This is a genomic window from Streptomyces sp. R44 (assembly GCF_041053105.1).
GTDB lineage: Bacteria > Actinomycetota > Actinomycetes > Streptomycetales > Streptomycetaceae > Streptomyces.
The window spans coordinates 244,224-270,502 of sequence record NZ_CP163444.1; the positions used below are offsets into that span (position 1 = coordinate 244,224).

The 26,279-nt window shown below is 70.4% G+C and carries 23 protein-coding genes and 1 pseudogene; 8 read left to right on the forward strand and 16 right to left on the reverse strand.

The features are described from left to right. Positions 1 to 18 precede the first annotated feature (18 nt). Genes AB5J54_RS01245 through AB5J54_RS01260 form a run of 4 tightly spaced genes read right to left on the reverse strand, consistent with a single transcriptional unit; the run spans position 19 to position 5,547 of the window. Complete coding sequence (locus AB5J54_RS01245; protein WP_369141975.1) at positions 19 to 987, reverse strand: ABC transporter substrate-binding protein; 969 nt, start codon at positions 985 to 987, stop codon at positions 19 to 21. Between the two features lie 11 nt (positions 988 to 998). Beyond that, on the reverse strand, positions 999 to 2,972 hold the full coding sequence (locus tag AB5J54_RS01250; protein WP_369141976.1) for an ABC transporter permease: 1,974 nt from the start codon (positions 2,970 to 2,972) through the stop codon (positions 999 to 1,001). Beyond that, complete coding sequence (locus AB5J54_RS01255) at positions 2,972 to 4,057, reverse strand: glycine betaine/L-proline ABC transporter ATP-binding protein (RefSeq protein ID WP_369141977.1); 1,086 nt, start codon at positions 4,055 to 4,057, stop codon at positions 2,972 to 2,974. Before AB5J54_RS01255 ends, AB5J54_RS01250 begins: the two co-directional genes overlap by 1 nt. A gap of 20 nt (positions 4,058 to 4,077) precedes the next feature. Then, entirely contained in the window at positions 4,078 to 5,547 is a 1,470-nt protein-coding gene (locus AB5J54_RS01260) for an aldehyde dehydrogenase family protein (protein ID WP_369141978.1), read from the reverse strand. Between the two features lie 206 nt (positions 5,548 to 5,753). On the opposite strand from AB5J54_RS01260, the gene purU reads away from it, so the two are divergent. Beyond that, positions 5,754 to 6,647, forward strand: coding sequence for a formyltetrahydrofolate deformylase (purU, locus tag AB5J54_RS01265; RefSeq protein ID WP_369141979.1), 894 nt, complete (start codon positions 5,754 to 5,756; stop codon positions 6,645 to 6,647). A gap of 68 nt (positions 6,648 to 6,715) precedes the next feature. Here purU and AB5J54_RS01270 read toward each other — a convergent pair whose 3' ends face one another. Further along, a complete protein-coding gene (locus tag AB5J54_RS01270; RefSeq protein ID WP_369141980.1) occupies positions 6,716 to 7,552 on the reverse strand; it encodes a 5,10-methylenetetrahydrofolate reductase in 837 nt (278 codons plus the stop codon). Between the two features lie 3 nt (positions 7,553 to 7,555). Further along, positions 7,556 to 9,226, reverse strand: a complete 1,671-nt coding sequence (gene betA / locus AB5J54_RS01275) for a choline dehydrogenase (protein ID WP_369141981.1) — start codon at positions 9,224 to 9,226, stop codon at positions 7,556 to 7,558. Between the two features lie 150 nt (positions 9,227 to 9,376). Between betA and AB5J54_RS01280 the strand changes: the two genes are divergently transcribed. Next, complete coding sequence (locus tag AB5J54_RS01280; protein WP_369141982.1) at positions 9,377 to 10,174, forward strand: IclR family transcriptional regulator; 798 nt, start codon at positions 9,377 to 9,379, stop codon at positions 10,172 to 10,174. A gap of 1 nt (position 10,175) precedes the next feature. On the opposite strand, the gene AB5J54_RS01285 is transcribed toward AB5J54_RS01280, so the two are convergent. The 5 genes from AB5J54_RS01285 to AB5J54_RS01305 form a co-directional block, all read right to left on the reverse strand. Then, the gene (locus AB5J54_RS01285) at positions 10,176 to 11,306 is read right to left on the reverse strand and encodes an aromatic ring-hydroxylating dioxygenase subunit alpha (protein WP_369141983.1); all 1,131 of its coding nucleotides are present in this window, start codon (positions 11,304 to 11,306) and stop codon (positions 10,176 to 10,178) included. Between the two features lie 134 nt (positions 11,307 to 11,440). Further along, positions 11,441 to 12,628, reverse strand: a complete 1,188-nt coding sequence (locus tag AB5J54_RS01290) for an NAD(P)/FAD-dependent oxidoreductase (protein WP_369141984.1) — start codon at positions 12,626 to 12,628, stop codon at positions 11,441 to 11,443. Beyond that, positions 12,625 to 12,987 carry a bifunctional 3-phenylpropionate/cinnamic acid dioxygenase ferredoxin subunit gene (locus AB5J54_RS01295; RefSeq protein ID WP_369141985.1) on the reverse strand — a complete coding sequence of 121 codons (363 nt, stop codon included), beginning with the start codon at positions 12,985 to 12,987 and terminating at the stop codon, positions 12,625 to 12,627. Before AB5J54_RS01295 ends, AB5J54_RS01290 begins: the two co-directional genes overlap by 4 nt. Positions 12,988 to 13,237: 250 nt before the next feature. Continuing rightward, complete coding sequence (locus AB5J54_RS01300; RefSeq protein WP_369141986.1) at positions 13,238 to 13,870, reverse strand: MBL fold metallo-hydrolase; 633 nt, start codon at positions 13,868 to 13,870, stop codon at positions 13,238 to 13,240. Further along, a complete protein-coding gene (locus AB5J54_RS01305) occupies positions 13,870 to 14,958 on the reverse strand; it encodes an S-(hydroxymethyl)mycothiol dehydrogenase (RefSeq protein WP_369141987.1) in 1,089 nt (362 codons plus the stop codon). Before AB5J54_RS01305 ends, AB5J54_RS01300 begins: the two co-directional genes overlap by 1 nt. 200 nt (positions 14,959 to 15,158) lie before the next feature. Here AB5J54_RS01305 and AB5J54_RS01310 point away from each other — a divergent pair, with 200 nt between their 5' ends. Continuing rightward, positions 15,159 to 15,959, forward strand: a complete 801-nt coding sequence (locus AB5J54_RS01310) for a TIGR01458 family HAD-type hydrolase (RefSeq protein WP_369141988.1) — start codon at positions 15,159 to 15,161, stop codon at positions 15,957 to 15,959. Between the two features lie 108 nt (positions 15,960 to 16,067). Here AB5J54_RS01310 and AB5J54_RS01315 read toward each other — a convergent pair whose 3' ends face one another. Beyond that, a complete protein-coding gene (locus tag AB5J54_RS01315) occupies positions 16,068 to 16,733 on the reverse strand; it encodes a response regulator (protein ID WP_369141989.1) in 666 nt (221 codons plus the stop codon). Beyond that, on the reverse strand, positions 16,730 to 18,388 hold the full coding sequence (locus AB5J54_RS01320; protein ID WP_369141990.1) for a histidine kinase: 1,659 nt from the start codon (positions 18,386 to 18,388) through the stop codon (positions 16,730 to 16,732). Before AB5J54_RS01320 ends, AB5J54_RS01315 begins: the two co-directional genes overlap by 4 nt. A gap of 64 nt (positions 18,389 to 18,452) precedes the next feature. Between AB5J54_RS01320 and AB5J54_RS01325 the strand changes: the two genes are divergently transcribed. Then, entirely contained in the window at positions 18,453 to 19,988 is a 1,536-nt protein-coding gene (locus tag AB5J54_RS01325; RefSeq protein WP_369141991.1) for an alpha/beta hydrolase family protein, read from the forward strand. Positions 19,989 to 20,100: 112 nt separating this feature from the next. Beyond that, complete coding sequence (locus AB5J54_RS01330) at positions 20,101 to 20,367, forward strand: BBE domain-containing protein (RefSeq protein ID WP_369141992.1); 267 nt, start codon at positions 20,101 to 20,103, stop codon at positions 20,365 to 20,367. A 135-nt stretch (positions 20,368 to 20,502) separates the two neighbouring features. Here AB5J54_RS01330 and AB5J54_RS01335 read toward each other — a convergent pair whose 3' ends face one another. Beyond that, on the reverse strand, positions 20,503 to 20,949 hold the full coding sequence (locus AB5J54_RS01335; RefSeq protein ID WP_369141993.1) for an MscL family protein: 447 nt from the start codon (positions 20,947 to 20,949) through the stop codon (positions 20,503 to 20,505). Between the two features lie 214 nt (positions 20,950 to 21,163). On the opposite strand from AB5J54_RS01335, the pseudogene AB5J54_RS01340 reads away from it, so the two are divergent. Further along, positions 21,164 to 21,411: pseudogene (locus AB5J54_RS01340) on the forward strand (hypothetical protein); the annotation flags it as partial. Positions 21,412 to 22,107: 696 nt separating this feature from the next. On the opposite strand, the gene AB5J54_RS01345 reads toward AB5J54_RS01340, so the two are convergent. After that, positions 22,108 to 22,452, reverse strand: a complete 345-nt coding sequence (locus AB5J54_RS01345; RefSeq protein ID WP_369141994.1) for a hypothetical protein — start codon at positions 22,450 to 22,452, stop codon at positions 22,108 to 22,110. A 237-nt stretch (positions 22,453 to 22,689) separates the two neighbouring features. Further along, positions 22,690 to 24,798 (reverse strand): SpoIIE family protein phosphatase, encoded by a 2,109-nt coding sequence (locus AB5J54_RS01350; protein ID WP_369141995.1) that lies wholly within the window; start codon positions 24,796 to 24,798, stop codon positions 22,690 to 22,692. A 150-nt stretch (positions 24,799 to 24,948) separates the two neighbouring features. Between AB5J54_RS01350 and AB5J54_RS01355 the strand changes: the two genes are divergently transcribed. Together AB5J54_RS01355 and AB5J54_RS01360 are read left to right on the forward strand one after the other, a co-directional pair. Then, complete coding sequence (locus tag AB5J54_RS01355; RefSeq protein WP_369141996.1) at positions 24,949 to 25,296, forward strand: hypothetical protein; 348 nt, start codon at positions 24,949 to 24,951, stop codon at positions 25,294 to 25,296. A 324-nt stretch (positions 25,297 to 25,620) separates the two neighbouring features. Next, the gene (locus tag AB5J54_RS01360) at positions 25,621 to 26,265 is read left to right on the forward strand and encodes a GAP family protein (RefSeq protein WP_369141997.1); all 645 of its coding nucleotides are present in this window, start codon (positions 25,621 to 25,623) and stop codon (positions 26,263 to 26,265) included. Positions 26,266 to 26,279 lie beyond the last annotated feature (14 nt).

The window sequence follows — 26,279 nt, forward strand, 5'->3', positions numbered from 1 at the left end:
CCGTCTTCTCGACGTGGGCTACTTGAGCCAGGCGTCGACCTTGTCGCGGTGGGCCTCGACCCACTTCTTCGCCGCCGCCTCGGGCGACATCTTGTCCACCGCGATGTACTTGGCCACGGTGTTCTGGTCGTCGTTCGTCCACGTGAAGTTCTTCACCAGGCGGTAGGCCGGGCTGCCGGACTTCGCGAACTTCGCGCTGACGATCTTGTCGAGGTCGTACACGGGATAGTCGCAGGCGATCTTCGCCGCGTCGGCGTCACAGCCCGTCGTGTACGCGGGCAGATCGACCTTGACCAACGGCACCTCGGACAGGAACCACTGCGGCTCGTAGAAGTAGCCGATCACCCATTCCTTGTTCTTCTCGGCCTCCCGGAAGGACTGGATGAGCGCGGTCTCGCTGCCCGCGTACACCACCTTGAAGTCCAGCTTCAGGTTCGTCACCAGCGCCGCGTCGTTGGTGACGAACGAGGGGTCGCCGTCGAGGAGTTGGCCCTTGCCGCCCGACTCGGAGGTCCTGAACTCGGACGCGTACTTGTTCAGGTTCTTCCAGTCGGTGATGTCCGGGTGCGCCTTGGCCAGCCACGGCGGCACGTACCAGCCGATGATGCCCTTGTTGCCGGTCGAGCCGGCACTCACGGCGGTCTTCTGCTGGGTGATGTACTTCTTCTTCAGATCGTCGTGGCCCCAGTTCTCCAGGACGGTGTCGACCTCGCCCGTCCCGAAGCCCTGCCAGGCGATCTCCTCCTTCAGGACCTTCTTGGCGACCGTACAGCCGAGGTCGTGCTGCGCGACGTACGCGACGACCGCCGCGTCCGCCTCGTAGCCCACCCACGGGTTGACCGCGATATTGAAGGTGCCGCACTTGCCCGGGCTGCCCGAATCCGCGGAGTCGGCACCGACCTTCGCGCCGCCGCAGGCGGTGAGGGTCAGCCCGAGGACGGCCACGACGGCCGCGCCGATTCTCCACTGTCGTACCTGTGCTGCCATGCTGGTGCTCCTTACGCACTCGCGCGTCGCGCCGCTGCCTGGGTGATCCGGTCGAACATGACTCCGAGAAGGACGATCGCGAGTCCCGCCGCGAGCCCCTTCCCGTACAGCTGGCCCTGCGAGAATCCGGCGACGACGTCGTAGCCGAGGGCGCCCGCTCCCACCAGGCCTCCCACGACGACCATCGACAGCACGTAGATCAGGCCCTGGTTGGTGGCGAGTGTCAGGGCGCCGCGTGACATCGGCAGTTGAACCTTGGTGATGATCTGCCAGGTGTTGCACCCGGCGGACACGGCCGCCTCGACGGTGGTCCCGGGCACGGCCCGCACCCCGTCCGAAATGATCTTGATGGCGACCGGCACCGCGTAGACGACCGCGGCGACGATGGCCGTGAACCGGGTCGCGCCGAACAGCGCCAGGAACGGCACGAGGTAGACGAACGGCGGCATGACCTGTGCCGCGTCCAGGGAGGGCCGCAGCACCCGGTCCACGAGCATGCTGCGCCCCATCCACACCCCGAGGACGATGCCGAGCAGCATGACCAGCACCGTCGCCACGAGGGTGGACGCCAGCGTCGTCATGGCGTCCGACCACAGGCCGGTGCCGACCAGCAGACCCACGCACACGGCCGTGGTGATCCCGGCCCGCCGACCGCCGAGCACGGCACCGAGTGCGATCAGCACCGCGCCGACGAGCCACCACGGGGAGTCGGTGAGCAGCGTCTGGAGCGGATTGAGCAGGCCGTTGGTGATGCCGTCGCGGAAGGCGTTGGTGAGGCCCGAGAGGTTGTCCTGCACCCAGGTGGTCACGGTGTCCGCAGCGCGCGCGATGGAGCCGCCGATGCCGCCGTCGCCGGGGAACTCCGCCGCCCATACATAGGTGTGCGAGAGGTGGACGAGGACCGCCGTGACCGCCGCTCCCGCACCGAGCAGCGGCCTGCGCCACGTGAGGAGGCGGTTCTTCGAACGCCGGGCCGTCACCTCGCGGGCGCCGGCCGCGGTGGTGACCCGGTCGAGGACGATCGCCATGACGACGATGGCGAGTCCCGCGTTGAAGGCCGTTCCCACATCGAGCGACTGAAGGGCCTGGATGACGGTCTTGCCGAGGCCGGGCGCGTCGATCAGCGCGGCGATGGTCACCATGGCCAGGGCGGCCATGATCGACTGGTTGACGCCCATCACCACCGTCCGCTTGGACATGGGCAGCAGGACCTTCAGCAGTGCCTGACGTCGTGTCGCACCCAGCGACGCCGCAGCCTCGACGGTGGTTCCGGGGACGGAGCGGATGGCGTGCGCGGTGATGCGGATCGCGGGCGGTGCCGCGTAGATCACGGTGGCGATCGTGGCGGAGGCCCCGCCGATGAGGAAGAACAGGGTCAGCGGGGCGAGATAGACGAAGGTCGGCATCGTCTGCATGAAGTCCAGGAAGGGCGTCACGATCCGGTTGAACCGGTCGGACAGCCCGGCCCCCACACCCAGCGGAATCGCGAACAGCAGCGCCACGAGGACCGCGGAGAGGGTGAGCGACAGGGTGTCCATGCTCTCCTGCCACAGCCCCTGCAGCCCCAGGAAGGTGAAGCCCGCCACGGCCAGGAGGGCGACCCGCCAGTTGCCCAGGGCCCAGGAGACGTAGCCCGCGATGCCGACGACGCCGAGCCATCCGATCTGCGGGACGGGGCGGCCGGCGGGGGGCTGTGAGATCAGGTGCTGGATGAAGGTCACCAGGTTGTCGATGACCAGGCGGATCTCGTTGAAGAAGTAGAGGAAGAGCGGGTTGGAGTTGCGGTCCGCGCCGATCGAGTCGTTGACGTCGTTGAACCACCGGTGCAGGTCGGTGAGGTCCGCCGCCGCCAGGGTAAGGGTCTGCTTTCCGCGGAGGACCACGAAGAGCAGCACCCAGGCGGCCAGGATCGCGGCCACCACCGTGCGCCGGCCGACCCCGCGCACGCCGGTCAGGGGGGCGGACTTCTCCAGGGCGACGGCCATCACGCGCCGCCCTCCCGCCCGGCGACCACCGTGAGGATCTCCTCGTCGCCGACGATGCCGAGCAGCTTGCCGTCCTCCACGACCTTGACCGGCCGGTCGGCCGCCAGTACCGCCCGGGTGGCCTCCTTCACCACGACGTCCGGGCCCAGCTCGGGACCGTCCAGGGCGTCATGCGGCTCCACCGGGCGCATGATCCACCGCAGGGTGAGCACGTCGCCGCGCGGCACGTCCTTGACGAACTCGCGGACGTAGTCGTCGGCCGGGGCGCCCACCAGCTCGTCGCCCGTGCCGCACTGGACCGTCTTGCCGTCGCGCATGATCAGGATGCGGTCGCCCAGCTTGAGCGCCTCGGAGAGGTCGTGGGTGATGAAGACCATCGTCTTGCCGACCTCGTGGTGCAGCCGGATGACCTCGTTCTGCATGTCGCGGCGGATGAGCGGGTCGAGTGCCGAGAAGGGCTCGTCGAAGAAGAGCACGTCAGGGTTGCCGGCCAGCGCCCGGGCGAGGCCGACGCGCTGCTGCATGCCGCCCGAGAGCTGGTCGGGGTAGGAGTTCTCGTAGCCGGCCAGGCCGACCAGTTCGACGACCTCCAGGGCCCGCTCGGTGCGCTCGGCCCTGCTCATGCCGCGGATCTCCAGGCCGAAGGCCACGTTGTCCACCACCCGGCGGTGGGGCAGCAGCCCGAAGTGCTGGAAGACCATGGAGAACTTGTGGCGCCGCAGGTCGCGCAGGCGTCTGCCGTCCGCTTCGCGGATGTCCTCGCCCTCGAAGAGGAGCTCGCCGGCGGTGGGTTCGATCAGTCGGGTCAGACATCGCACCAGCGTGGACTTGCCGGAGCCGGACAGGCCCATGACGACGAACACCTCGCCCTTGCGGACGTCGAAGCCGACGTCGCGGACGGCGGCCGTGCACCCGGTACGGTCCATGAGCTCGCGGCGAGTGAGGCCGCGCAACTCCTCGGAGTCCGGAACCTGGTCGGCCTTCGGCCCGAACACCTTCCACAGCCGGCGCACGGAGATGACCGGAGTGCCGTCATCCTGGTGCGCGCCGTGCCGCTGCGACACCTCGGTCTGCGTTGGGGTCATGGTCGACCTCTCTTCGGCATTCAGCCGCGGAACCAGTGCTGCGGCCGGGGTTGGATGTTCTGCCAGATGTGTTTGGGCTCCCGGTACTCGTCCAGGCCGGTCGGTCCCAGCTCCCGGCCCACGCCCGAGTGCCCGAAGCCACCCCATTCCGCTTGCGGCACGTAGGGGTGGTAGTCGTTGATCCACACCGTGCCGTGGCGCAGTCGCCGGGCGACCCGCTGGGCCTTGCCGGCGTCCTGCGTCCAGACGGCTCCGGCGAGTCCGTACTCGGTGTCGTTGGCGATGCGTACGGCGTCGTCCTCGTCGGTGAAGCGCTCGACGGTGAGCACGGGCCCGAAGGACTCCTCGTGCACGACGCGCATGTCCTGCCCGCACTCGTCGAGGACGGTCGGCGGGTAGTAGAAGCCGCCTCCGAGGGCCGGGTCGTCGGGCCGTTCACCGCCGCAGCGCAGTACGGCGCCCTCGGCGAGGCCTGTCGCGACGTACGCCTCGACCTTCTCCCGGTGCCGTGCGGAGATCAGTGCTCCGGTCTCGGCCTCGGGGTCGAAGGGCCCGCCGAGGCGGATCCGCCGGGCGCGGCGGACGACCTCGTCGACGAACCGGTCGTGCAGCGAGTCCTCGACGATCAGCCGGGCGCCGGCCGAGCAGACCTGCCCGGAATGCAGGAAGACGGCCGTGAGAGCGAAGTCCACGGCCGTCTCGAAGTCGGCGTCGGCGAAGACCACGTTGGGGTTCTTGCCACCGAGCTCCAGCGCCACCTTCTTCACGGTCGCCGCGGCGGCGGCCATGATCTGCCGGCCGGTCTCCAGGCCGCCCGTGAAGGAGACCATGTCGACGGCGGGGTGCTCGGAGAGCGGGGCGCCCGCCTCGGGCCCGGCGCCGAGGACGAGGTTGGCGGCGCCGGCCGGGAGCCCGGCCTCCTCCAGCGCCTTCATCAGCAGGATCGAGGTGGAGGGGGTGAGTTCACTGGGCTTGAGAACGATCGTGTTGCCGGCGAGGAGGGCCGGGGCCACCTTCCAACTCGCCTGCAGCAGCGGGTAGTTCCAGGGTGTGATCAGCCCGCACACACCGATCGGCTCGTAGACGACGCGGCTCACGGCGTCGTCGCGGCCGGTGTCGATCACACGCCCGGCGTCGATGCCGCCGATCCCGCCGTAGTAACGGAAGCAGGAGACGACGTCGGCGATGTCGTACTCGCTCTCCACCAGCCGCTTGCCGGTGTCCAGCGACTCGGCGCGGGCGAACTCCTTGGCGTCGCGCTCGATGAGGTCGGCGGTGCGCAGCAGCAGCGCGCCTCGCTCCCGCTCGGAGGTACGCGGCCAAGGCCCCTCGTCGAAGGCCCGGCGGGCCGCGGCGATCGCCGCCTCGGTGTCGGGGCGCGTCCCTTCCGAGACGGTCGCGGTGAGCGAGCCGTCAGCGGGACAGCGGATCTCCCGGCACCCACCGGCCACCGGATCCCGCCATTCGCCAGCCACATACAGGTCTGCCACGCGACAAGCCCTTCAGCCGAAATGCGTTGCGCATCATGCATTCAATTGCTCGTGGTGGAACACCATGGCGAACGCTGCAGACCTGCGTCAAGAGGGCGGCGTACGACGATTTCGCCGGGCGGGCACTTGCGCAACCACCCTTGACCGTAAGGGGAGTCGAGCCGACCATGTTGCGTATCGCTCACCATGTTGTGCATGACGCACCAATGGAGGTCGCTGTGTCCCCCACGTACCCTCGACCGCAGTCCGGCCGCGCATACATCCTCACCCTCTCGTGTCCCGACAGCGCCGGACTGGTCCACGCGGTGAGCGGCTTCCTCGTCAGAAACTCGGGCAACATCGTGGAAAGCCAGCAGTTCGACGACCGGCTCCAGGGCCGTTTCTTCATGAGGGTCCACTTCGACGTCTCCGACCCGGACACGAATGGGGAAACCCTGCGTTACCGATTCGGTCCCGTCGCCGAGGCCTACCGCATCGACTGGACCCTGAGCGAGGCGTCGACCCCGACCCGGACGCTCATCATGGTCTCCAAGTTCGGCCACTGCCTCAACGATCTGCTCTTTCGCCGGCGCACCGGCGCCCTCAACATCGAGATCCCCGCGATCGTCTCCAATCACCGCGACTTGGAGGGGCTGGCGGAGACCTACGACATCCCCTTCCACCACATCCCGGTCACCAAGGACACCAAGCCCGAGGCCGAGGCGCGCCTGATGGAGCTGGTGCGCGGGCTGGACATCGACCTGGTCGTGCTGGCCCGCTACATGCAGGTCCTCTCCGACGGCCTGTGCAAGCAGCTCGAAGGCCACGCCATCAACATCCACCACTCCTTCCTCCCCAGCTTCAAGGGCGCACGCCCGTACGAACAGGCCTACGCCCGCGGCGTGAAGCTCGTCGGCGCGACGGCGCACTATGTGACACCGGACCTGGACGAGGGACAGATCATCGAGCAGGACGTGGTCAGGGTGGACCACTCGCTCGACCCCGGGGACCTGGTCACGGTCGGACGGGACGTGGAGGCACAGGTACTCGCGCACGCGGTGAAGTGGCACAGCGAGAGCCGCGTCATGGTGTACGACAACCGCACGGTGGTCTTCCGCTGAGCGGTACGGCATGAGGGGGCGGGGCTGGTCCTCCAGCCCCGCCCCCTCATGCCGTACGACGCCGGCGTTCAACCTGCGAGCCGGTCCAACACGGCGCGACGCCACCGTTCCGTCTCCGCGATCTGGTTGAACGTGAACAGGTGCAGCCCGGCCACCCCCGCCGACGGCGCGGTGAGCGCCTTCGCGCCGCGCGCCAGCAGCCTGTCGGGGGAGTACCCGCCGGGCGTCGCGAACCGCAGGAACCACGAGGCGTGCCGGGTCAGGAAGCGCGTCGACTCCCCCACGCCGATCTTCGTCGCCATCGTCAGCAGCTTCGCCCGCTGCACGGGCCCCGCGACGCCCAGGTGGACGGGCAGGGTGATGTCCCGGCGCCGTATACGGGCGATCCACTCCCCCAGCACCCGCGGGTCGAAGCAGAGGTTGCTCACGATGTACGTGGCGTGCTCGCGCTTGGCCCACATGGCCTGGATGGTGACGTCGTCGTGGAGGAGCGGATGGCTCTCGGGATAACCGGTCACGCCGACGCGGGCGAAGGGCCTGCCCAGCTCGCTCAGCCTGCGCAGCACCGGCAGCGCCCCGTCGTAGGCCCCGGCCGGCGGGTCGGCGTCGCCCGCGGGAACGAAGACGTCGTCCACGCCCGCCTCGCGCAGCCGATCGACGACGTCCTTCAGGTGCACCTCGTCCCGCAGCAGCCGCGCGGGCACGTGGGGGACGACGCGGTAACCGTTCGCCGCGAGCCGGCCGGCGAGGTCGAGGGTCGGTTCCAGGCCCTTGACCGGCGACGCCGTCACGGTGACGACGACGTCGCGCGGCACATGGGCGAGGACCTTGTCCTGGGTCGCCTTCGCGGGCAGCACCTCGTAGCGGACGCTGTCGAGGAGCGCCCTCATTCCTGGGGTGCCCAAGGTCTACCCGGCCGGTGTCTGGGCGTCGCGGTGGCGGTAGTACACGGCCTTCGACGGCTCCAAGGGCTGCTTGCCGAGGATCAGGTCGGCGGCCTTCTCGGCGATCATCATCACCGGCGCGTAGATGTTGCCGTTGGTGACGTACGGCATCACCGACGCGTCGACCACGCGCAGGCCCTCCACGCCGTGCACGCGCATGCTGGTGGGGTCGACGACCGCCATCTCGTCGGTGCCCATCTTGCAGGTGCAGGAAGGGTGCAGGGCGGTCTCCCCCTCCTTCGCGACCCAGGCGAGGATCTCCTCGTCCGTCTCCACCTCCCGCCCGGGCGAGACCTCCCCGTCGTTGTACGGGGCGAGCGCCGGCTGGCCCAGGACCTTGCGGGCCACCCGGATCGCCTCGACCCACTCGCGGCGGTCCTGCTCGGTGGAGAGGTAGTTGAAGCGCAGCGCCGGGTGCTCGCGCGGGTCCTTGCTCTTGATCTTCACGGATCCGATGGCGTCGGAGTACATCGGGCCCACGTGCACCTGGTAGCCGTGGCCGCCGGCGGGTGAGGAGCCGTCGTAGCGGACCGCGACGGGCAGGAAGTGGAACATCAGGTTGGGGTAGTCCACGTCCTCGTTGCTGCGGGCGAAGCCGCCGGCCTCGAAGTGGTTGGTCGCGGCGGGCCCCTTGCGGAAGAGCCACTGAAGTCCGATGAAGGGGGCACGCCACTTCGCCATGTACGGCTGCACGGAGACCGGCTGCTTGCAGGCGTACTGGACGTAGACCTCCAGGTGGTCCTGCAGGTTCTCGCCGACGCCCGGCAGGTCGTGGACGACGTCGATGCCGAGGGCGCTCAGCTGCTCCGCGTTGCCGACGCCGGAGAGCTGGAGCAGCTGCGGGGAGTTGATCGCACCGCCGCACAGGATGACTTCCCTGGCGCGGACCTGCTGGAGGGCGCCGCGGCCGCGCCGGTACTCGACACCGACGGCCCGCTTGCCCTCGAAGAGCACGCGTGTGACGAGGGTGCGGGTTCTGACCGTGAGGTTGGGGCGGTTCCTGACGGGCTTGAGGTACGCCTTCGAGGCCGACAGGCGACGTCCGCGGTGGACGTTGCGGTCGAACTTGGCGAAGCCTTCCTGCCGGAAGCCGTTGACGTCGTCGGTGGGCGCGTAGCCCGCTTCCTGAGTGGCCTTGAGGAAGGCGCCGAAGAGCGGGTTGGTCGCGGGACCGCGTTCGAGGACGAGGGGGCCGTCATGGCCGCGGAACTCGTCGTCCGGGTCGGCGGCGAGACAGTTCTCCATCCGCCGGAAGTACGGCAGGCAGTGGGCGTAGTCCCAGGTCTCCATGCCGGGGTCGGCGGCCCAGCGCTCGTAGTCCATGGGGTTGCCGCGCTGGAAGATCATGCCGTTGATGCTGCTGGAGCCGCCGAGCACCTTGCCGCGCGCGTGGTAGACGCGCCGGCCGCCCATGTGGGGCTCGGGCTCGGACTCGTACTTCCAGTCGTAGAAGCGGCTGCCGATCGGGTAGGTCAGCGCCGCGGGCATGTGGATGAAGACGTCCCACGGGTAGTCGGAGCGGCCGGCCTCCAGTACGAGCACCCGGTTCGCCGGGTCCGCGGAGAGCCTGTTCGCCAGTGCGCTGCCGGCCGATCCGCCGCCGACAATGACGAAGTCGTATTGCAGGGGAGCCATAGTGCCTCGTCTCACTCGCGCCGTAGATATGCGGGGCATGCTAATCCGGTATCGCAGTACGCACCAGGTTGCGAACAACGCAACTTGCAGGTGCTTCATTTGGGCTTCGAAGCTTGCGACGACGTTGTTTACCGCGCGTATAGTTTCGCCATGAGCAACCACAGCCAAGACAGCGAAGCGTCGAACTCGCAGGCCGGCGGAGTGCAGTCGGTCGACCGCGCCATCAGCGTCCTCGAGATCCTGGCCCAGCGCGGCGAGGCGGGTGTCAGCGAGGTGGCCGCCGAGATCGATGTCCACAAGTCCACCGCGTTCCGTCTGCTCGGCGCCCTTGAGGCGCGCGGCCTGGTGGAGCAGGCGGGCGAGCGGGGCAAGTACCGGCTCGGCTTCGGCATCGTGCGCCTGGCCGGTGCGGTCACCGGACGCATCGACATCACCCAGCAGGGCCGCCCGGTCTGCGAGCGTCTCGCCGAGGAGATCGGCGAGACGATCAACATCGCCGTCATGCAGGAGCACTACGCGATCAACCTCTACCAGGTGCGTGGCCCCGGGGCCATCACGGCTCACAACTGGGTCGGCCAGCTGACCCCGTTGCACGCCACCTCCAGCGGCAAGATCCTGCTGGCCCATCTGCCCGCCGAGGAGCGCGCCGCGCTGCTGACCGAGGCGGGCATGAAGAAGGTCACTCCGCACACCCTCACCGCGAAGACGAAGCTGGAGAAGAACCTCGCCGAGGCCCGCGAGCGCGGCTACGCGTGGACCCTGGAGGAGCTGGAGATCGGCCTGCACGCGATGGCCGCCCCGATCCGCGACCGGGACGGCGTGGTCATCGCCGCGCTCAGCGCCTCCGGGCCCTCGTACCGCTTCACCGAGGAGCGTCTGCACGAGCTCTCCCCGGTGCTGCTCAAGGGTGCGGAGGAGATCAGCCACCGGATGGGCTACCTGGGCTGAGTCACCCCTGGGGGGTGCCCAGGCGCTCGTTCACCCAGTCGTGGAAGGCCCCGATGTGGTGCTCGCTGGGCACCAGCACCCCGCCCTTGGCGTACATGCGGGAGCTCATGCCGGGCTGCGTGCGCTCGCATGCGTCGAAGTCCTGGCGGTTGACCCGGTCGAAGAGCTCGACGGAACGGCTGACGTCCTTGCCGCTGTCGACGACGTGCGGGAGGTAGAGCCAGTCGCACTCGACGATCGTGCGGTCGGCGGCCACCGGGTACATCCGGTGGAAGATGACATGGTCGGGGATGAGATTGATGAAGACCTGCGGCTTGACGGTGATCGCGTAATAGCGGCGGTCCTGGTCCTCCGCCACCCCGGGAATGCGGTCGAGGCCCTCGGATCCGTCGACGGTGAAGCCCTGGATCTCCTCGCCGAACGCGGCACCGTGCCCGACGTAGTACTGGGCCGCGTAGCCGTCCGCGAACTCGGGGAGCACCTCGGTGAGTTCGGGGTGGATCGTGGCGCAGTGGTAGCACTCCATGAAGTTCTCGATGATGAGCTTCCAGTTCGCCTTGACGTCGTAGACGATCCGCCTGCCGACCGAGAGGTTGTCGATGTCGTAACGCTCGATCGACTCCAGGTCGCCGAGGCGGGTGACGGCCGCGCCGATGACGTCCTCCTCGAAGGAGGGCGGGTTCTCCGCCAGGCAGACCCACACGTATCCGAGCCATTCACGGACGGCCACGCTCACCAGGCCGTACTCGGTGCGGCCGACGTCGGGCATCTTGGTGAGGTTGGGCGCGGCGACGAGCTTGCCGTTCAGGTCGTACGTCCAGGCGTGGTACGGGCATTGGAAGGCCCGCTTGACCTCGCCGGTCTCCTCGGTGCGGAGCTTGGCTCCGCGGTGCCGGCACACATTGAAGTAGGCACGGATGGCGTTGTCCCTCGCGCGGGTGACAAGGATGCTCTCGCGACCCACGTCGACGGTGCGGAAGGCGCCGGGCCTCGCCAGTTCCGAGGCGCGCGCGACGCAGAACCACATGGTCTCGAATATGTGCTCCTGCTCCTGGGCGAAGATCGCCGGATCCGTGTAGGAGGAGCCAGGGAGGGTGGCGATCAGGCTGTCCGGCAGACCGGTCGATGTCACGGTGCACTCCTCTGGATACGTCGTGGAGGGGTCGTTCACGCGCCGGGAAGAGCGACTCCGGACAGCGTGGTGGAGGGAGCAACTTCGGGTGCCTGGTGCGGGGGCATGCGTGGTGTTCCGTGGGGGGGGTGACGTCAGGACGTCGCGGCGGCGAGCCGCTTGCGCCAGCGCGTGAACAGCCGCGGCTGGTTCATGCCGAGCACGGCGACCGGTTCTCCGGCGCGCCGGTAGACGGCCAGGACGTTGCGGTCGTCCACGGCGCCTTCCTCGACGGCCACGCTGTCGGCGCCGGCCGCATGACCGGCGAACTGGATCTTGACGCCGTACTGGTCGGACCAGAAGTACGGCGGCCTGGGCGCACCCGGTTCCACCGCGCCCCCCGCGAGCAGTGTGGCGACGGCGGCGTCCGGGCGCTCCCGCGCACCGGTCCAGTGCTCGACGCGCCGATGGGCGCCCGCGCGGGGGTCGTACCAGTTGGCGCAGTCTCCGACCGCGACCACCCCGGCCAGGCTGGTGCGGCCGTCGGCGCCGCACTTGACTCCGTTGTCGAGCTCGACGCCGGATCCCTCCAGCCACTCGACGCACGGACGGGCCCCCACACCGACGACGACGATGTCGGCCGGGATGCTGCGTCCGTCCTCGAGCAGGACGGCGTCCACACTCCCCCGGGCCCCCCTCCGGATGTGCTCGCCCCCACTCAGCCCCTTGACGCCCACACCGCACAGCAGCCGTACGCCGTGGTCCGTGTGGAGGGCGGAGACGATGCCGCCCATGGCCGCGCCGAGCGGTCCGGCGAGCGGAGTCGGGGCCGCTTCGACGACCGTCACGTCGAGACCGAGGGCGTGAGCGGTGGAGGCGACCTCGGCGCCGATGAATCCGCCGCCGATCACCACCAGCCGTCCGCCCCGGGCCAGTTCGTCGCGCAGGGCGCGGGCGTCGTCCAGGGTCCGCAGGACGTGGACTCCGGCCAGGCCCTCGGCGCCGGGGAGCCTGCGCGCGGCGGCGCCCGTCGCGATGACGAGGCCGTCGACGCGGACCTTCCGCCCGTCGGCGAGCCGTACGACGCGCTCGCCGCGGTCGAGTCCGGCGGCCCGGGTGCCGAGCAGCCACTCCGCCCCCAGCTCCTCGTCGTCCGCCTCCAGGGCGAGGTCCGCCTCGTCGAGGGTGCCGGCCAGGAACTCCTTGGACAGCGGAGGCCTGTCGTACGGACGATGGCGCTCGTCGCCGATGACGACCAGCCGCCCGTCATAACCCTGCTTCCGCAGCGAGCGCGCCGCCGACAGCCCGGCGAGCGACGCGCCCACCACGGCCACGGCTCTCATGCGGAACCCCCGGTGAGTCGGGCCGCGAGGCAGGGCGGCAGGTTGGGGGCGTCGGTCGACACCCGGACGTGGATCACGCCGTCCTCGACGACGACCTCGTGCGTCCGGACCGGGCGCTTGGCCGGCGGAGCGTCGACGGCGCCGGTCCGCAGGTCGAACTTCGAGGCGTGCAGCGGGCATTCCACCTCGCAGCCCTCCAGCCAGCCGTCGGCGAGCGAGGCGTCCTGGTGGGTGCAGGTGTCGTCGATGGCGAAGATCTCGCCGTCGTCGGTGTGGAACACCGAGACCGGCGGATCGATGTCAAGCCGGAAGGCCTCACCTCGCGGGAGATCCGCGAGACGGCACACGGGAATCTTCATGACACCTCGGTGCGTATAGCGAAACGGATTGCGGTAAGCGCAACGTCAGTCTGAAGTCGGCCCGAACCCTTGTCAAGGCATGCGCAGGCCGGGCAACTCGCCGCAGGAAGTTGCTCATTGTGCAACGCAACGCACGATGAAAAACGCACGGAGGGATCGCCCCAGCCCTTCCGGACATATGAAGGCGGCCCGCCTCCTCGTCCTGTGACGGACGGGGAAGCGGGCGCGTCGCGCTGCGCGCACCGGGCGGTCAGAATCCCCGGTCGATCCACTCCTCAAGGTGCGGAGCCTCGGCGGCGATGGTGGTCCTCTCCCCGTGCCCGGTGTGCACGACGGTGTCTCCGGGCAGCGTGAGCAGCCGGTCCCGGAGCGAGTCGACGAGGGTGGGGAAGTCGCTGTACGACCTTCCCGTCGCCCCCGGCCCGCCCGCGAAGAGCGTGTCGCCGCTGAAGAGGGCCGCCAGGGCCGGCGCGTACAGACCGACCGCACCCGGGGCGTGCCCGGGGGTGTGCAGCACGGCCAGCTCGACGCCCGCCACCACGAGCACCTGCCCGTCGGCCAGTTCGCCGTCGGGCGCCCGGTCCGGGTGGGTCTGCTTCCACAGCGGCAGGTCGTCCGGGTGGAGCAGGATCGGCGCACCCGTGCGCGCCGCGAGTTCGGGCGCCGCGTCGATGTGGTCGTCGTGGGCGTGGGTGCACACGATGGCCCGCAGCGTGCGCCCGCCGAGAGCACGGGCGATGGCCTCGGCGTCGTGCGCGGCGTCGACGACGATCACCTCGTCGTCGTCACCGATGATCCACACGTTGTTGTCGACGTCCCAGGTGCCGCCGTCCAACGAGAAGGTCCCCGAGGTGACCAGGTGCTCGATGCGGACGCCGGCCATCAGAGGACGACCACCGAGCGCAGGACCTCGCCGCCGTGCATCCGGCCGAAGGCCTTCTCGACCTCGTCAAGACCGATGGTCTCCGTGACGAAGGCGTCCAGATCCAGCCGCCCCTGCAGATAGAGGTCGATGAGCATGGGGAAGTCGCGGGAGGGCAGGCAGTCCCCGTACCAGGACGACTTCAGTGCGCCGCCGCGTCCGAAGACGTCGAGGAGCGGCAGTTCGAGCTTCATCTCCGGGGTCGGCACGCCGACCAGGACGACCGTGCCGGCGAGGTCGCGGGCGTAGAAGGCCTGCTTGTACGTCTCCGGGCGGCCGACCGCTTCGATGACGACGTCGGCGCCGAAGCCGCCGGTCAGCTCGCGGATCGCCTCGACCGGGTCGGACTCCCTGGAGTTGACGGTGTGGGTCGCGCCCAGCTTCTCGGCCGTGGCCAGCTTCCGGTCGTCGATGTCCACCGCGATGATCTTCGCCGCGCCCGCCAGGTGCGAGCCGACGACCGCCGCGTCCCCGACGCCGCCGCAGCCGATGACGGCCACACTGTCACCGCGTCCGACGTCGCCGGTGTTGATCGCGGCACCGATGCCCGCCATCACCCCGCAGCCGAGGAGTCCGGCGGCGGCCGCCGACGCGGCTCGGTCGACCTTCGTGCACTGCCCGGCCGCCACCAGCGTCTTCTCCGCGAACGCGCCGATACCCAGCGCCGGGGACAGCTCCTGCCCGGTCGAGGCGAGGGTCATCTTCTGCTTGGCGTTGTGGGTGTTGAAGCAGTACCAGGGCCGCCCCCGCAGACAGGCACGACACTGGCCGCACACCGCCCGCCAGTTGAGGATGACGAAGTCGCCGGGCGCGACATCGGTGACGCCCTCCCCCACCGACTCCACGACACCTGCGGCCTCGTGACCCAGCAGGAAGGGGAAGTCGTCGTTGATGCCGCCTTCGCGATAGTGCAGATCGGTGTGGCAGACCCCGCAGGCTTCGATCTTCACCAGCGCCTCGCCCGGGCCGGGATCCGGCACGATGATCGTTTCCAGGCTGACGGGGGCGCCCTTGCCCCGCGCGACGACAGCACGGACCTGATGCGTCATGGCCACTCCTCGGCTGGTACGAGACCTGAGCAGACGTTGCTCATCACGACACGTATCTCACGTGCCGCAACAAAGGATCGTTGAGCCCCCACGGGAGGTCAAGGCGTTCGACGCGCGGCACAGCGCACCGGAGTGATGGTCGTCGCGACCCGCGTGCCGAGGTCGCGGGTACCGACGCGTCAGGGGCTACCGTCGGCTTCATGGAGCGAATCCGAGCGGTCCTGGTCGACATCGACGGCGTCCTCACCGTCTCCTGGAAGGCCCTGCCGGGAGCGGTCTCGGCCCTGGAGCAGCTACGCGGCGCGGGGTTCGCCATCGCACTGGTCACCAACAACACCTCCCGCACCAGGGCCTCCATCGCCTCGCGCCTGGCCGGCCTCGGCTTCCCCGTCGAAGCCGGAGACATCCTGACCGCGCCGGCGGCCACCGCGGCGTATCTGCGCGAGCACTTCCCCGGCGCGCGCTGCCGCCTGCTCAACAGCGGTGACGTACGGGACGACCTGCCGGGCGTCACGCTCGTCGACGAGGGTGACGCCGACGTCGTCGTGCTCGGCGGCGCCGGGGCCGAGTTCGGCTACGAGGCCCTCAACCAGGTCTTCCGGCAACTGCAGCGCGGGGCCCGGCTGGTGTCGATGCACCGCAATCTGTACTGGCGCACCGAGGGCGGCCTCGACCTGGACACCGGGGCCTTCCTCGAAGGACTCGAGAAAGCCGCCCGCACCGAGGCGGAGGTGACGGGCAAACCGGCTCCCGCGTTCTTCGCGAGCGCCCTCGCCCACCTCGGCGTCCACGCCTCGGAAGCGCTGATGGTCGGCGACGACATCGAGTCCGACGTGCTGGCCGCCCAGCGGTCCGGCATCACCGGCGCACTGGTGAAGACGGGCAAGTACCTCCCCGAGACGCACCACACCGCCTCCGGCACGCCCGACCACGTCCTCGACTCCTTCGCCGACCTGCCCGCCCTCCTCGCCCCCGGGGGCGGCGGGACACCTCAGCGCTGACAGATCCGGACCGACGTGCCGCAGGGCACCAGTGGCGGGGATTCGGTGGGGTGCCCGGCGGGATCCAGCGGAAGGTTCGGGAGGCTGTCCCGCTTGGGGGCGGTGGTGTCAGGTCGGGTGGACGAGGCGGTTGTCGTAGGCGAAGACGACCGCCTGGATCCGGTCGCGGAGTCCGAGTTTCTGCAGGATCCGCCCGAGGTGGGCCTTCACGGTCGTCTCGGCGAGGTGCAGGGCGGCCGCGATCTCGGCGTTGGACAGGCCGCCGCCCACCTTGACGAGGACCTCGCGTTCGCGCGGGCTGAGCCGGCTGAGCCGTTCGTCCTGGTGGTCGGTGCGGCTCCCGTCAGGGAGGTGCGGCCGGAGGTCGTCCAGCAGGCGGCGGGTGATCCTCGGGGCGAGAACGGCGTCGCCCGCGGCCACATCGCGTATCGCGGTGAGGAGTTCCTCGGGCCTGGTGTTCTTCAGCAGGAAGCCGGAGGCTCCGGCGGCGAGTCCGGCGAAGGCGTATTCGTCGAGGTCGAAGGTGGTGAGGATCAGTACCTTGCTGCTGGGGGAGACACGGGTGAGACGGCGGGTCGCCTCGATGCCGTCGGTCCCGGGCATCCGGACATCCATCAGGACGACGTCGGGGCGCAGTTCCCGGGTGAGGCGTACGGCCTCGGTGCCGTCAGCGGCCTCACCGACGGGTGTCATGTCGGGCTGGGCGTCCAGGACCATGCCGAAGGCCATCCGGAGCAGCGCTTCGTCGTCGGCGATCAGGATGCGGATCGTCATGCGGGAGCTGCTCCGTCGCCGTCGAGGTGGAGGCGGGTGTGGACGTTCCAGCCGCCGCCCGGGAGCGGTCCGGCGCGCAGTGTCCCGCCGTAGGCGGCCGAGCGCTCGCGCATGCCGGGGATGCCCTGGCCGGACGGGCTGTCGGCGGGAGACGACGGGCCGGGGCCGGGGAGGTGGGGGCCGGGGCCGTTGTCGGTGACGTTCACGGTGACGGTCGCGGCGGAGCACTGTATCCAGACGTCGGCGCGGGTGCCGGCGGGGGTGTGTTTGAGGGTGTTGGTCAAGGCTTCCTGCACCAGGCGGTAGACGGTCAGTTGGGCGGTGGCGGGCACGTGGGTGTGGCTGCCGAGGATGTCGAGGCGGGTCGGCAGCCCGGCGGCGCGCATCCGGTCGGCGAGGGCGTCGAGTTGGGCGATGCCGGGCAGGGGATGGCGCTGCGCGTCGGGTTCGTCGGTCCGCAGGATGCCGAGCGAGCGCCGCATGTCGGTCAGGGCCTGCCGACCGGTCTCGGAGACCTGGAGCATCGCGGTGGTGGTCCTGTCGGGTGACCGGTGCTGCGCGTGGACGGCGGCGTCGGTGAGGGCGACCATGACGGACAGGTTGTGGGTGACGATGTCGTGCATCTCCCGGGCGATGCGGGTCCGTTCCTCGGCGACGGCCAGTCGTGCCTGCTGGTCCTGGTGGTGTTCCAGGCGTGCGGCCCGTTCCTCCAGGGCGGCGAGGTAGGCGCGCGTGGTCCGCGCGTTCGTGCCCAGGGCGACGGTGGCGACGACGGTCGCGGTCAGCGCGACGAAGGGGGCCAGGAAGGCGCCTTCCGTCACCCAGCGCAGGCACGCCAGCAGGGCCCCGCCCTCGACGACGGCCCCGGCGACGAGTGTCGCGCGTCCGCCCGCGTGCGCGGCCACCGCGTACAGGGCTGCCAACAGCGCGACGTCCGCGGGCAGTTGGACGTTCGCGAGCCACTGGACGAAGGCTGCGGCTGCGACGGCGCCGAACACCGCGCGTGGGGCAAGCCGCCGCCACAGCAGGGGCAGCGTGAGGGCCGCGGTGAGAGCCGCGGCCGGCGGGAGCTCGTGCGGCGCGCGCGTGGCCGCGACATGGAGCAGGAGGAGAGGTACCAGCAGGAGCGGCGTGGGCGGCAGCGCGCGCCGTACGCCGGGCGGCAGCGCGCGCCGTACGCCGGGCGGCAGCGCGCGCCGTACGCCGGGCGGCAGCGCGCGCCGTACGCCGGGCGGCAGCCGCCGACCGTGGCGCCGGGCGGCTGGTGTCGGCTCCGCCGGTCCCGTCGCCCGCCCGGTGGCGGCGGGGGCCGTGGTCGGCAGCCCGGTTGTCGTCGCCTGCTGTGCGCGGTCCCGGTGGCGTACCGGGTGGGCATGGTCGTGCCCTGCGGCAGCCTCCGTCATCATCACGTCCCTGTCGATGTCCCTTGCTGCTGCGGCGCCGTGGCGGCTCCGGTCCCCGGGCCGGGGCCGCCGCGTACGGCCGGAGCCGGGCCGCCAGGGGACAGCGCCCATGGCCCCCTGCGTCCCCGCGTCGCCGTGCTCCGCCCTTCCACGGTAGGGGGCGGGGGCGGCGGCGCACATACGTCCGCCGTCGGAGGACACCACGCCGGAGTACGACCGCAGGAGGAGCGCGGGTACCTCCTGCGGTCGCACAGCGGCCTACTCTTCGGGGTGTCCGTCTGCGACTGGGGTGGCATGCGCCGAAGACCGCGGGCCGATGTGCCACCGTGTGCGCCGCTTCGAGGATGGCGGGGTGACCGAGACAATCGCGGGACTGCCCATGTCCCCTCCGGAGTTCCTTGCCGTGCTGGGCGCCGTCGCGCTGGTGGTGGCGCGCTGGCTTCCCCCTGCCGCCCGACCGCGCGTCGCGATCGCGGCGGGGGCGGTGTGGGTGCTGTCCGTGATCGTGCTGGGTGTGGTGGGGATCCGTTGGCAGTTGCTGCCGGTGCTGGCGGGTGGTGCCGTCGCGCTGCCGTTCGCCCTCTCCCCGCTGCTCCGGACGCTCCGGCGCCGTCCCGGTCGGCGGGCGTGGCGGGCGCGGTGGTGGCTGGCGTTGCCGGGGTCGGTGGCCTGCCTCGGCCTGGTCGCCGCCGGGCCGGTGGCCGCCTGGGCGTTTCCCGTGCCCGTGTTCCCCGAGCCGTCGGGCTCCTTCGCCGTCGGCACCCGGGTGATGCAGTGGACCGACCCGAACCGCCCCGAGACCTTCACCGCCGCCCCGGACGACCGGCGCACGGTCGTGGTCCAGCTCTGGTACCCCGCACAGAAGAGCCCCGCGGGCGCGCAGCGGGCCCGGTACCTCGGACGCACGGGGCAGGAGGCGCGCACCGTGTCCGATGCCCTGGCCCGTGCCGTCGGCCTACCCGGCTTCCTGGTCGACGGCGTGCCGCAGGCCCGCACCCACGCGGTCTTCAACGCCCCGGTGGCCGGTGGGGGCGAACGGTTCCCCGTCGTGCTGTTCTCTCCCGGAGCGGGCGGGGTACGCACCCAGAACACCGCCTGGGCGGAGGAACTGGCCAGCCACGGCTACGCGGTGGCCGCCCTCGACCACCCGTACGACTCCGCGGCGGTCGTCCTGGACGACGGCCGGACCATCCGCGCCGTGACCGCCTCCACCGGCGACCGGGACGCGGACGAGGAGCTCGCGGCCGGCTGGACGGCCGTCAGGGCCGCCGACCTCGGCTTCGTCCTCACCCAGCTGGAGGGCCTGGACCGCGGCGCGATCGCCGCCCCGCCGGTCGGACGTGACCCGTCGACCGGGCGCGACCCGCTGGCCGGACGTCTGGACACCGGCCGGGCCGTGGCGACCGGCCACTCCATGGGCGGTGCCGCCGCCCTGCAGGCAGCCCGGCAGGACCCCCGGTTCGCCGCCGTCATCGACCTGGACGGCTACCCCCACGGCCCCGCCTCCCCGGCCCTCCACCAGCCGGTGCTCGCACTCACCCAGGCCATCACCCCGAGCACCGACCCGCGATACCTGCCCCGCCTCACCGAGGCCCTCGCATCCGACACCGCCACGAGCTACCGGCTCACCGTCCCCGGCGCCGCCCACCTCACCTTCATGGACGGCCCGCTGTACCTGCCGCCCGTGCCCTCGATCGTCGGCTCCCTGGGCCGCACCGGGAGCCCCCGCGTCGTCGCCGCAACCACGCTCGCCTTCCTGGACGCCACGCTGCGGCACACGCCCGGCGACCTGGCCGACGCACTGTCGGCCTACGGCAGCCTCAGCGTCCACCACCCGGACGCCCCCCGCTGACCGGCCGCGCCCACCGGCCCACCGCCCGGCGCTGCGCTCGACATCTGCCCGTCCCTGCGCTGCTTCCGCAGAGAGCTGCTCTCCCGGTGTCCGTCAACCTGCAGCGTGTGCGGTGGCACCGGTTCCTCCTCCACGCGGTCGGAGCCGCCGCGGGTGCGCGCGATGCCCGCCCGCCCGGGACGATCCGCGGCGCCGTGCGCGGAGCTTCCCTCACCGGCCTGTCCGACACGACACCATCTCCGTCATCGCCGATCACGCCTACCGGGCCCGATCGCGAGAAGCGTACGGCGACCGCGCCTACCGGAGACTGGCCGAGGCCAAGACCAAGTACGACCCCGACAATGCCTTCCACCTCAACAAGAACATCCGTCCCGGCTAAGGTCGCAAGAGCCAGACCGGAGCGGCGGTCCCGACGAATTGCCCTTCTGCTGGGCGACGGCACGCTGGAGGTTTCTCCCGTGTCGAGCACAAGGTACGACCGCCCCCGGGCACGGTGCTCGTCCTGCCGCCCGGCCTAGGAAGTTGTGACGGCGCTGGGCGCCGGGGGCTGCTCGCTGGCGCAGTGGAGACACTTGCTCGCAGCCGCGGGCAGGTCCTCCGAGAGGCAGGCCGGGCAGGTCTTGACCGGCCCGGGTTCGCCGAATGCCTTGACGCCGCGGCGGGCCTGGTAGTGCTTGTACGGCACGACGATCAGGAAGTAGACGACCGCGATGAAGATGATGAAGTAGATCAGGGCGGAGATGAACTGTCCCAGATCGAGGTAGGTCGCCTGGTTGCCCGCCTCGCCGAGCTGCCATCCGAGCCCCACGGATTTGCCGCCCTGGAAACGGCTGACGATCGGGTTGATCACGAAGTCCGTGAACGCTTTGATCAGGGTCGAGAAGGCCAGGGCGATGACCAGCCCGACAGCGATGGTGACGAGGTCGCCTCGCATGAGGAAGTTCTTGAAGCCCTTGAGCAATGTCCGCTTCCTTCCTGGATACCCGCGTGCCCGGCACGTCTGCACAGCGGGAGCAGCGCTCAGCAGCTAAGCGCAGACCCCCTGGCTGGTACGGGAGCCACGGCGCGATGACGCACAGACGGCCGCAGCCCAGGGCATCGAACTGTCGATCCAGCCTGCGGGCGACACGCGCTCCTGGGACGCCTCGGTTCGCAGGCCGAGGCGTTGCGCACCAAAGCGGTGGTTCGCCGAGCTGACCCAGAAGAAACTCAAGCGCGGCGTCCACCGCTCGGTCCAGCCCTTGAACGCGACATCCGGTCCTGGCTCGCCGACTGGAACGAGCACCCCAGACCGTTCGTCTGGACGAAGACCGCCGACGAGATCCTCGACAAAGTCGCCGCCTACTGCCGACGAAGCTCCGACTCGGGTCATGAGCGCTCCTCCGGCTCTGAAGCCTCAGGCAACCTGCCCCTTAATCGGTAGACGTCGTGGCGGGCGCCCCAGGCCAGGCGCCGTAGCAGCACGGAGAAGTATCCAAGACGAGCAGACCTCAGCCCAGTCCCAGAAGTTCGCGGGTGGAGAAACCTCCGGAGCCTCGAGGCGCGGCCGCTCCCCCTCCTCGCTCCACCCTTCATTTCGCCGACACGCGTGGCGTGAGTGCGCGGTACACGTCCCGTGGGGAGAAAAGCGTTCCACGTCCGTCGGGTGGGACGAGCCAGGACAGTCCGGTCACTCTCCGGCCGGGGTCGGGTACGGCCGGCCAGGTCCCGGTTGTCAGATATCGAGCGGGCCGTTCCCATCTAGTGGCGGGGCTGCCTGGAGTCATCAGGAGCACGAGTTCCTGACGCCTGCCGTCGCGAAGCACCGGGCCGGTCGTCACCTGTCCGGAGCGGGCGACAGTGTTCAGCAGACCGTGTCCCAGCATCTCCGGAACGGCCAGGGCGTCCCAGAGCCGCCCGGCCGGCAGGAGCACTACACCCCATTCGCTCAGTCTCCACTCGCGCAGGCACGCGGCGGGGTCATCACAGGCAGAAGCCAGCCACCGAGCCGACCACAAAGACGGATTCATCTGCTACCTCGTTCCCGGGATCAGCTGACGAAGGGGCCGACTATCCCGGACCAGGAGCGCCATGGACAGGGAGGCGGAGGGTGGCGGATTCGGCCGTCGCCTGTGATGTGTCAGCGGTTGTCGCACCCGCTGAGCCAGCGGCGGAGCGCGATGTGGGTGGCGTCGTCCAGCATGCACAGGGCCTCGATGGCGTCGAGGTCCCCCGGCCGGGGCGCGATACCTGCTGTGGTGAGCGCGGCGTGCAGCTCCAGTCGGCGGAGGTCGGCCGGCTCCAGAGCCATGGACAGCCGGCTCGAGGGCGCGGGCGCCGGCAGCGGGTAGTCGCCGAAGCCCATGGTGCCGCGATCCGTCGAGGTCTCCGCGGGCCGGTCGTCGATGAACGTGGCAGGGAAGCGGTACGGGTCGAGATCCAACAGTGCGGCGGGAGCGGTGGCGAGCGCCTGAAACCCAGTCATGAGTGCCTCCTCAGTCTTCGTGCAACTGCAGAGGACGACGGCGCAGGGATTGAGGACAGTTGCGAACAAGGAGGACATCCACCCGGATGTCCCCTACACCATCTCGTCACAAGAGAGATCACCCGACTGGCTGGGTGCAGCCGTAGATGACGCCCGCGAACCTGGTGACCTCACCCGGTGACGCGGGCATCAGCCGATGGTCGGGAAGCCCCCGGGCAGCAACCGGCAACGCCTCAGTCACGTCTCTGGCCGCTCCACGCCAGGTGCCGGTTTGGACTTGCCGCCGGTGAATCGGGTGACCAGCAAGGCAATGTCGTCGTCCGCGGAGCCCGGCACGAGATGGGCGAGGAGGCTGTCGCACAGTCCGGTCAGGGCCGGGTGGGGTTGGGCGAGGAGATGGGTGAGTTCGGCGAGACGCTCGTCGATGTCGCTGCCGCGGGACTCGATGAGGCCGTCGGTGTACAGAACGAGGAGGCTGCCCGGTTGCAGGGTGGTCTCGATGGTGGTGAAGCGGGTGCCGCCGACGCCGAGCGGGGTGCCGGGCGGCAGGTCGAGGAGATCGGCGGTGCCTTCGGGGCTGACGGTAACGGGCGGCGGGTGGCCGGCGCGGGTGATGCGGCAGCGACCGGTTGCCAGGTCGATCACCGCGTAGAGGAAGGTGGCGAGCATCGGCTCGGCGAGGTCGTCGAGCGCCGCCTCCAGCTGATGGAGCAGTTCTTCGGGTTCGATGTCGAGCCTGGCGAGTGCCCGGACGCTGGCGGAGAGCCGTCCCATCACGGCTGCGGCCTGTGTGCCGTGCCCCATGACGTCACCGATGAGCAAGGCCGCCTTCCCGCCTGGCAGGTTGAGCACGTCATACCAGTCGCCGCCGACCTCGTTGACGTCGCTGGCGGGCAGGTAGCGGTGGGCGACCTCGAGCCCGGCCGGTGGGGTGATGTGCTGGGGCAGCATGCTGCGCTGCAGGGTCAGTGCGGTGTCGTGTTCGCGGTGGTACAGGCGGGCGTTGTCGATGCTGAGGGCGGCACGAGCGGCGAGCTCGCCGGCCAGAGTCACGTCGTCGGAGGTGAAGGGGCCGATCGGACGGGTTCGGTAGAAGGAGGCCACGCCGAGTACCAGGTCCCGCGCGAAGAGCGGGGCCATCATGAACGAGTGCACGCCGAGCTGCAGCAGCTGGGCGGGCCTGGTGGTGTAGCGGGCGGCGGGGGATATGGCTTTCTCGTCGAGGGTGGCCAGCAGGAACGGCTGGCGTCTGGAGAGAGCCTGGGTGTACGGGGCTGCCGCGGGGAAATCGAGGGTGCGGCCGAGGGGGGCGAGAACGTCGGTGATCGCGGACCCGGTCAACGGGGACTTGCCCAGGCGGCGCAGGGCGACCCCGCCGGCCAGGCCCATGCCGGGCTCGTCGCCGCGGGCAAGGGAGTCCAGGACGTCGACGGTTACGGCGTCGGCGAAGCGGGGGACGGCAAGGTCGGCGAGTTCCTGGGCAGTGCGTTCCACTTCCAGGCTGGAGCCGATCCGGATGGACGCCTCGCTGAGCAGTGCGAGCCTGCGTCGTCCCGCCTCGGCTTCGACGTGAGCCTGCTGCTGGTCGGTGATGTCGAGCAGCGAGGCGATGACCCCGATCGGTCGACCGCCCGGATCCTCCACGCGTACGTAGGAGCACGACCACACCCGGTCGAAGTCGGGCTCGGACGGTATGCGGCCGATGCGGCGGCGGTCCAGGACCGGCTCCCCGCTGTCCAGGACGTGCCTCATCGCGGCTTCCATGTCCTCGGCGTTCACCTCGGGCAGGAGCTGGGACAGGCGCCGACCGATGTGGGCCGACTCCGACAGGCCGTTCATCCTCTCCAAGGCCGGGTTGACGCGGAGGAACCGCAGCTGCGTGTCCAGGACGGCGATACCGACCGGGGAGCGGGCGAACAGCCCGTCCCACACGGCCGACGATCCGCGGATACGCCGCGCGGCGTGGGCCTCGGCGGCGAAGAGCAGGATCGCGGAGGCGTCGTTACGCCGGTCGGGAACGGGGCTTGCCCAGATCTCCACTTCCACCGGGTGTCCGTCGCGGTGCCAGGCGGTCACCGTGCCCATGACTCCCCGCCCGCCGGCCGCTGCCTCCCACAGCGACCGGCCGAGGCTCCTGTCCGCGCCCGGGTGCAACAGCTCGGCGATGTGCCGCCCGATCACCTGCTGCGGGCTGTAGCCGAGCAGCCCCTCGGCGGCCCGATTCCACCGAACGATCGTTCCATCGGCGCTGGTGGCGACCTGCGCCACCGGAAGCGCACCCAGCCAGCCGCCGGCGTCCTGGGCCGCGGCGCTGACCAGGTCGTCGACCGGGTTCGGCTCACTCATTGCTCGCCTCCCCGCGGGTGAGTCCCGACCGCACTTCTCGGGGTCGTAGTGGCACACCCACTCACCCGCCTGCCGCCCACGAGCAGGAATGGCGTTGCGGTGAACTCGCTCAGCCGCCCGCCCTACGTGGTCGGAGGATGGGCTTCCTCCATGCTTCCCATCGTCTCCCCGGAAGCACCGGACCGCACCAGCGTCTGCCTACTGCCCGAGGCCGGTCGATCACCCACCGAGGCGGTGCCCCTTGCAGCCGACCCTGCTCAGGTCCGGATCAGGGTCGGCATCGCGGTGGGGCATGCCACCGACGTCCATCTGGAGGATCTGGCGGGTATGGCCGAGCAGGTCGTGGAGATACAGGATGCGGTCGGCCGTCTCGTCGGGGCTGCCGACGAAGACCGTGCCGCCGCGGCCGAAGGCCGCCTGACGGTCGGCGCGCGGCGGGCCGGGCGGCCGAGTTCGGCCATGCCCTCGGCCATCATGCGGTGCTCGTACCGCAGGTAGCTCGACCGGGCGTTACTGCCGGTGCCTGCGACGAAACCGTGGACGGCGACCGCGAGGTCGGACTCGGGTAAACGCGGCCAGGCCGAAAGAATGGCTGGTGGCGCCCCGGATCGCCTCGCCGTGGCCTCGGTGAAGCCGATGCGGGCGAAAGCGGCGGTGCGCCTTCGAGGGGACCGACCAGGCTTCACAGGCGTGGCCTGCTTGACCGGCCGGGCAGCCGCCTGCAGAGTCGGAACGCGGTCCCGTAGCAACGCCTCACCCCTACCGAGCGGCTCTCCGTCCCTACGTGGCGAACAGCGCCGAGACCCAGGAGCGACTGGTCCGATGGTCCTCGACCTGATGGTGATCGGTACGGCCATCACCCTCGGGCCCTTGCACAACAGCGCCTTCATCCTGCTGCTCTCCTCGCGGGGCGGCGTTCGTCAGGGTCTGGCGTTCCTGTTGTCGTGGCTGGCCAACCTGGTCGCGGTGATCGCCCTCGTCGTGCTGCTGACCGGCGGTCAGCCCCCGGCCCGTCATAGCGCGCCCTCGACCGCCGCGATCGCCGTGAAACTCGCCATCGGCCTGGCACTGGTGGTGTTCGGCGCGTACCGGCACCGCCGACCGCCCCGGCCGCACGGCCCGCCACGCTGGGCCGCCCGGATCGACAACGCTTCCCCGGTCGCGGCAGCCGGTCTGGCGTGGCTGTTGCAGCCCTGGGGCCTGGTCGGCGCGGGTGCCGCGACCGCCATCGACGCGGACCTCTCCACCCTCACCGACTGGCTCGTACTGACCGGCTACTGCCTGCTGGCCACACTCAGCCTCATCGTCATGGAGATGTACACGGTCTGGGTGCCCGCGGCCGCGCACGCCCGCTTGAACGCCCTACGGAGCTGGCTGGAGCGGCACCAGGAACAGCTGGTGGTCACGCTCTCCCTGCTGGTCGGCCTGTGGCTGACGGCCCGGAGCATTTACGAGCTGGTCGCCTGACGCAGGCAGCTGGT

Bases quoted from the DNA above. Each gene is read 5' to 3' on its own strand.
- AB5J54_RS01245 (WP_369141975.1), bottom strand. From the start codon at position 987: ATGGCAGCACAGGTACGACAGTGGAGAATCGGCGCGGCCGTCGTGGCC.
- AB5J54_RS01250 (WP_369141976.1), bottom strand. From the start codon at position 2,972: ATGGCCGTCGCCCTGGAGAAGTCCGCCCCCCTGACCGGCGTGCGCGGG.
- AB5J54_RS01255 (WP_369141977.1), bottom strand. From the start codon at position 4,057: ATGACCCCAACGCAGACCGAGGTGTCGCAGCGGCACGGCGCGCACCAG.
- purU (WP_369141979.1), top strand. From the start codon at position 5,754: ATGGAGGTCGCTGTGTCCCCCACGTACCCTCGACCGCAGTCCGGCCGC.
- betA (WP_369141981.1), bottom strand. From the start codon at position 9,226: ATGGCTCCCCTGCAATACGACTTCGTCATTGTCGGCGGCGGATCGGCC.
- AB5J54_RS01280 (WP_369141982.1), top strand. From the start codon at position 9,377: ATGAGCAACCACAGCCAAGACAGCGAAGCGTCGAACTCGCAGGCCGGC.
- AB5J54_RS01290 (WP_369141984.1), bottom strand. From the start codon at position 12,628: ATGAGAGCCGTGGCCGTGGTGGGCGCGTCGCTCGCCGGGCTGTCGGCG.
- AB5J54_RS01295 (WP_369141985.1), bottom strand. From the start codon at position 12,987: ATGAAGATTCCCGTGTGCCGTCTCGCGGATCTCCCGCGAGGTGAGGCC.
- AB5J54_RS01300 (WP_369141986.1), bottom strand. From the start codon at position 13,870: ATGGCCGGCGTCCGCATCGAGCACCTGGTCACCTCGGGGACCTTCTCG.
- AB5J54_RS01305 (WP_369141987.1), bottom strand. From the start codon at position 14,958: ATGACGCATCAGGTCCGTGCTGTCGTCGCGCGGGGCAAGGGCGCCCCC.
- AB5J54_RS01310 (WP_369141988.1), top strand. From the start codon at position 15,159: ATGGAGCGAATCCGAGCGGTCCTGGTCGACATCGACGGCGTCCTCACC.
- AB5J54_RS01315 (WP_369141989.1), bottom strand. From the start codon at position 16,733: ATGACGATCCGCATCCTGATCGCCGACGACGAAGCGCTGCTCCGGATG.
- AB5J54_RS01325 (WP_369141991.1), top strand. From the start codon at position 18,453: ATGTGCCACCGTGTGCGCCGCTTCGAGGATGGCGGGGTGACCGAGACA.
- AB5J54_RS01345 (WP_369141994.1), bottom strand. From the start codon at position 22,452: ATGACTGGGTTTCAGGCGCTCGCCACCGCTCCCGCCGCACTGTTGGAT.
- AB5J54_RS01350 (WP_369141995.1), bottom strand. From the start codon at position 24,798: ATGAGTGAGCCGAACCCGGTCGACGACCTGGTCAGCGCCGCGGCCCAG.
- AB5J54_RS01355 (WP_369141996.1), top strand. From the start codon at position 24,949: ATGCTTCCCATCGTCTCCCCGGAAGCACCGGACCGCACCAGCGTCTGC.
- AB5J54_RS01360 (WP_369141997.1), top strand. From the start codon at position 25,621: ATGGTCCTCGACCTGATGGTGATCGGTACGGCCATCACCCTCGGGCCC.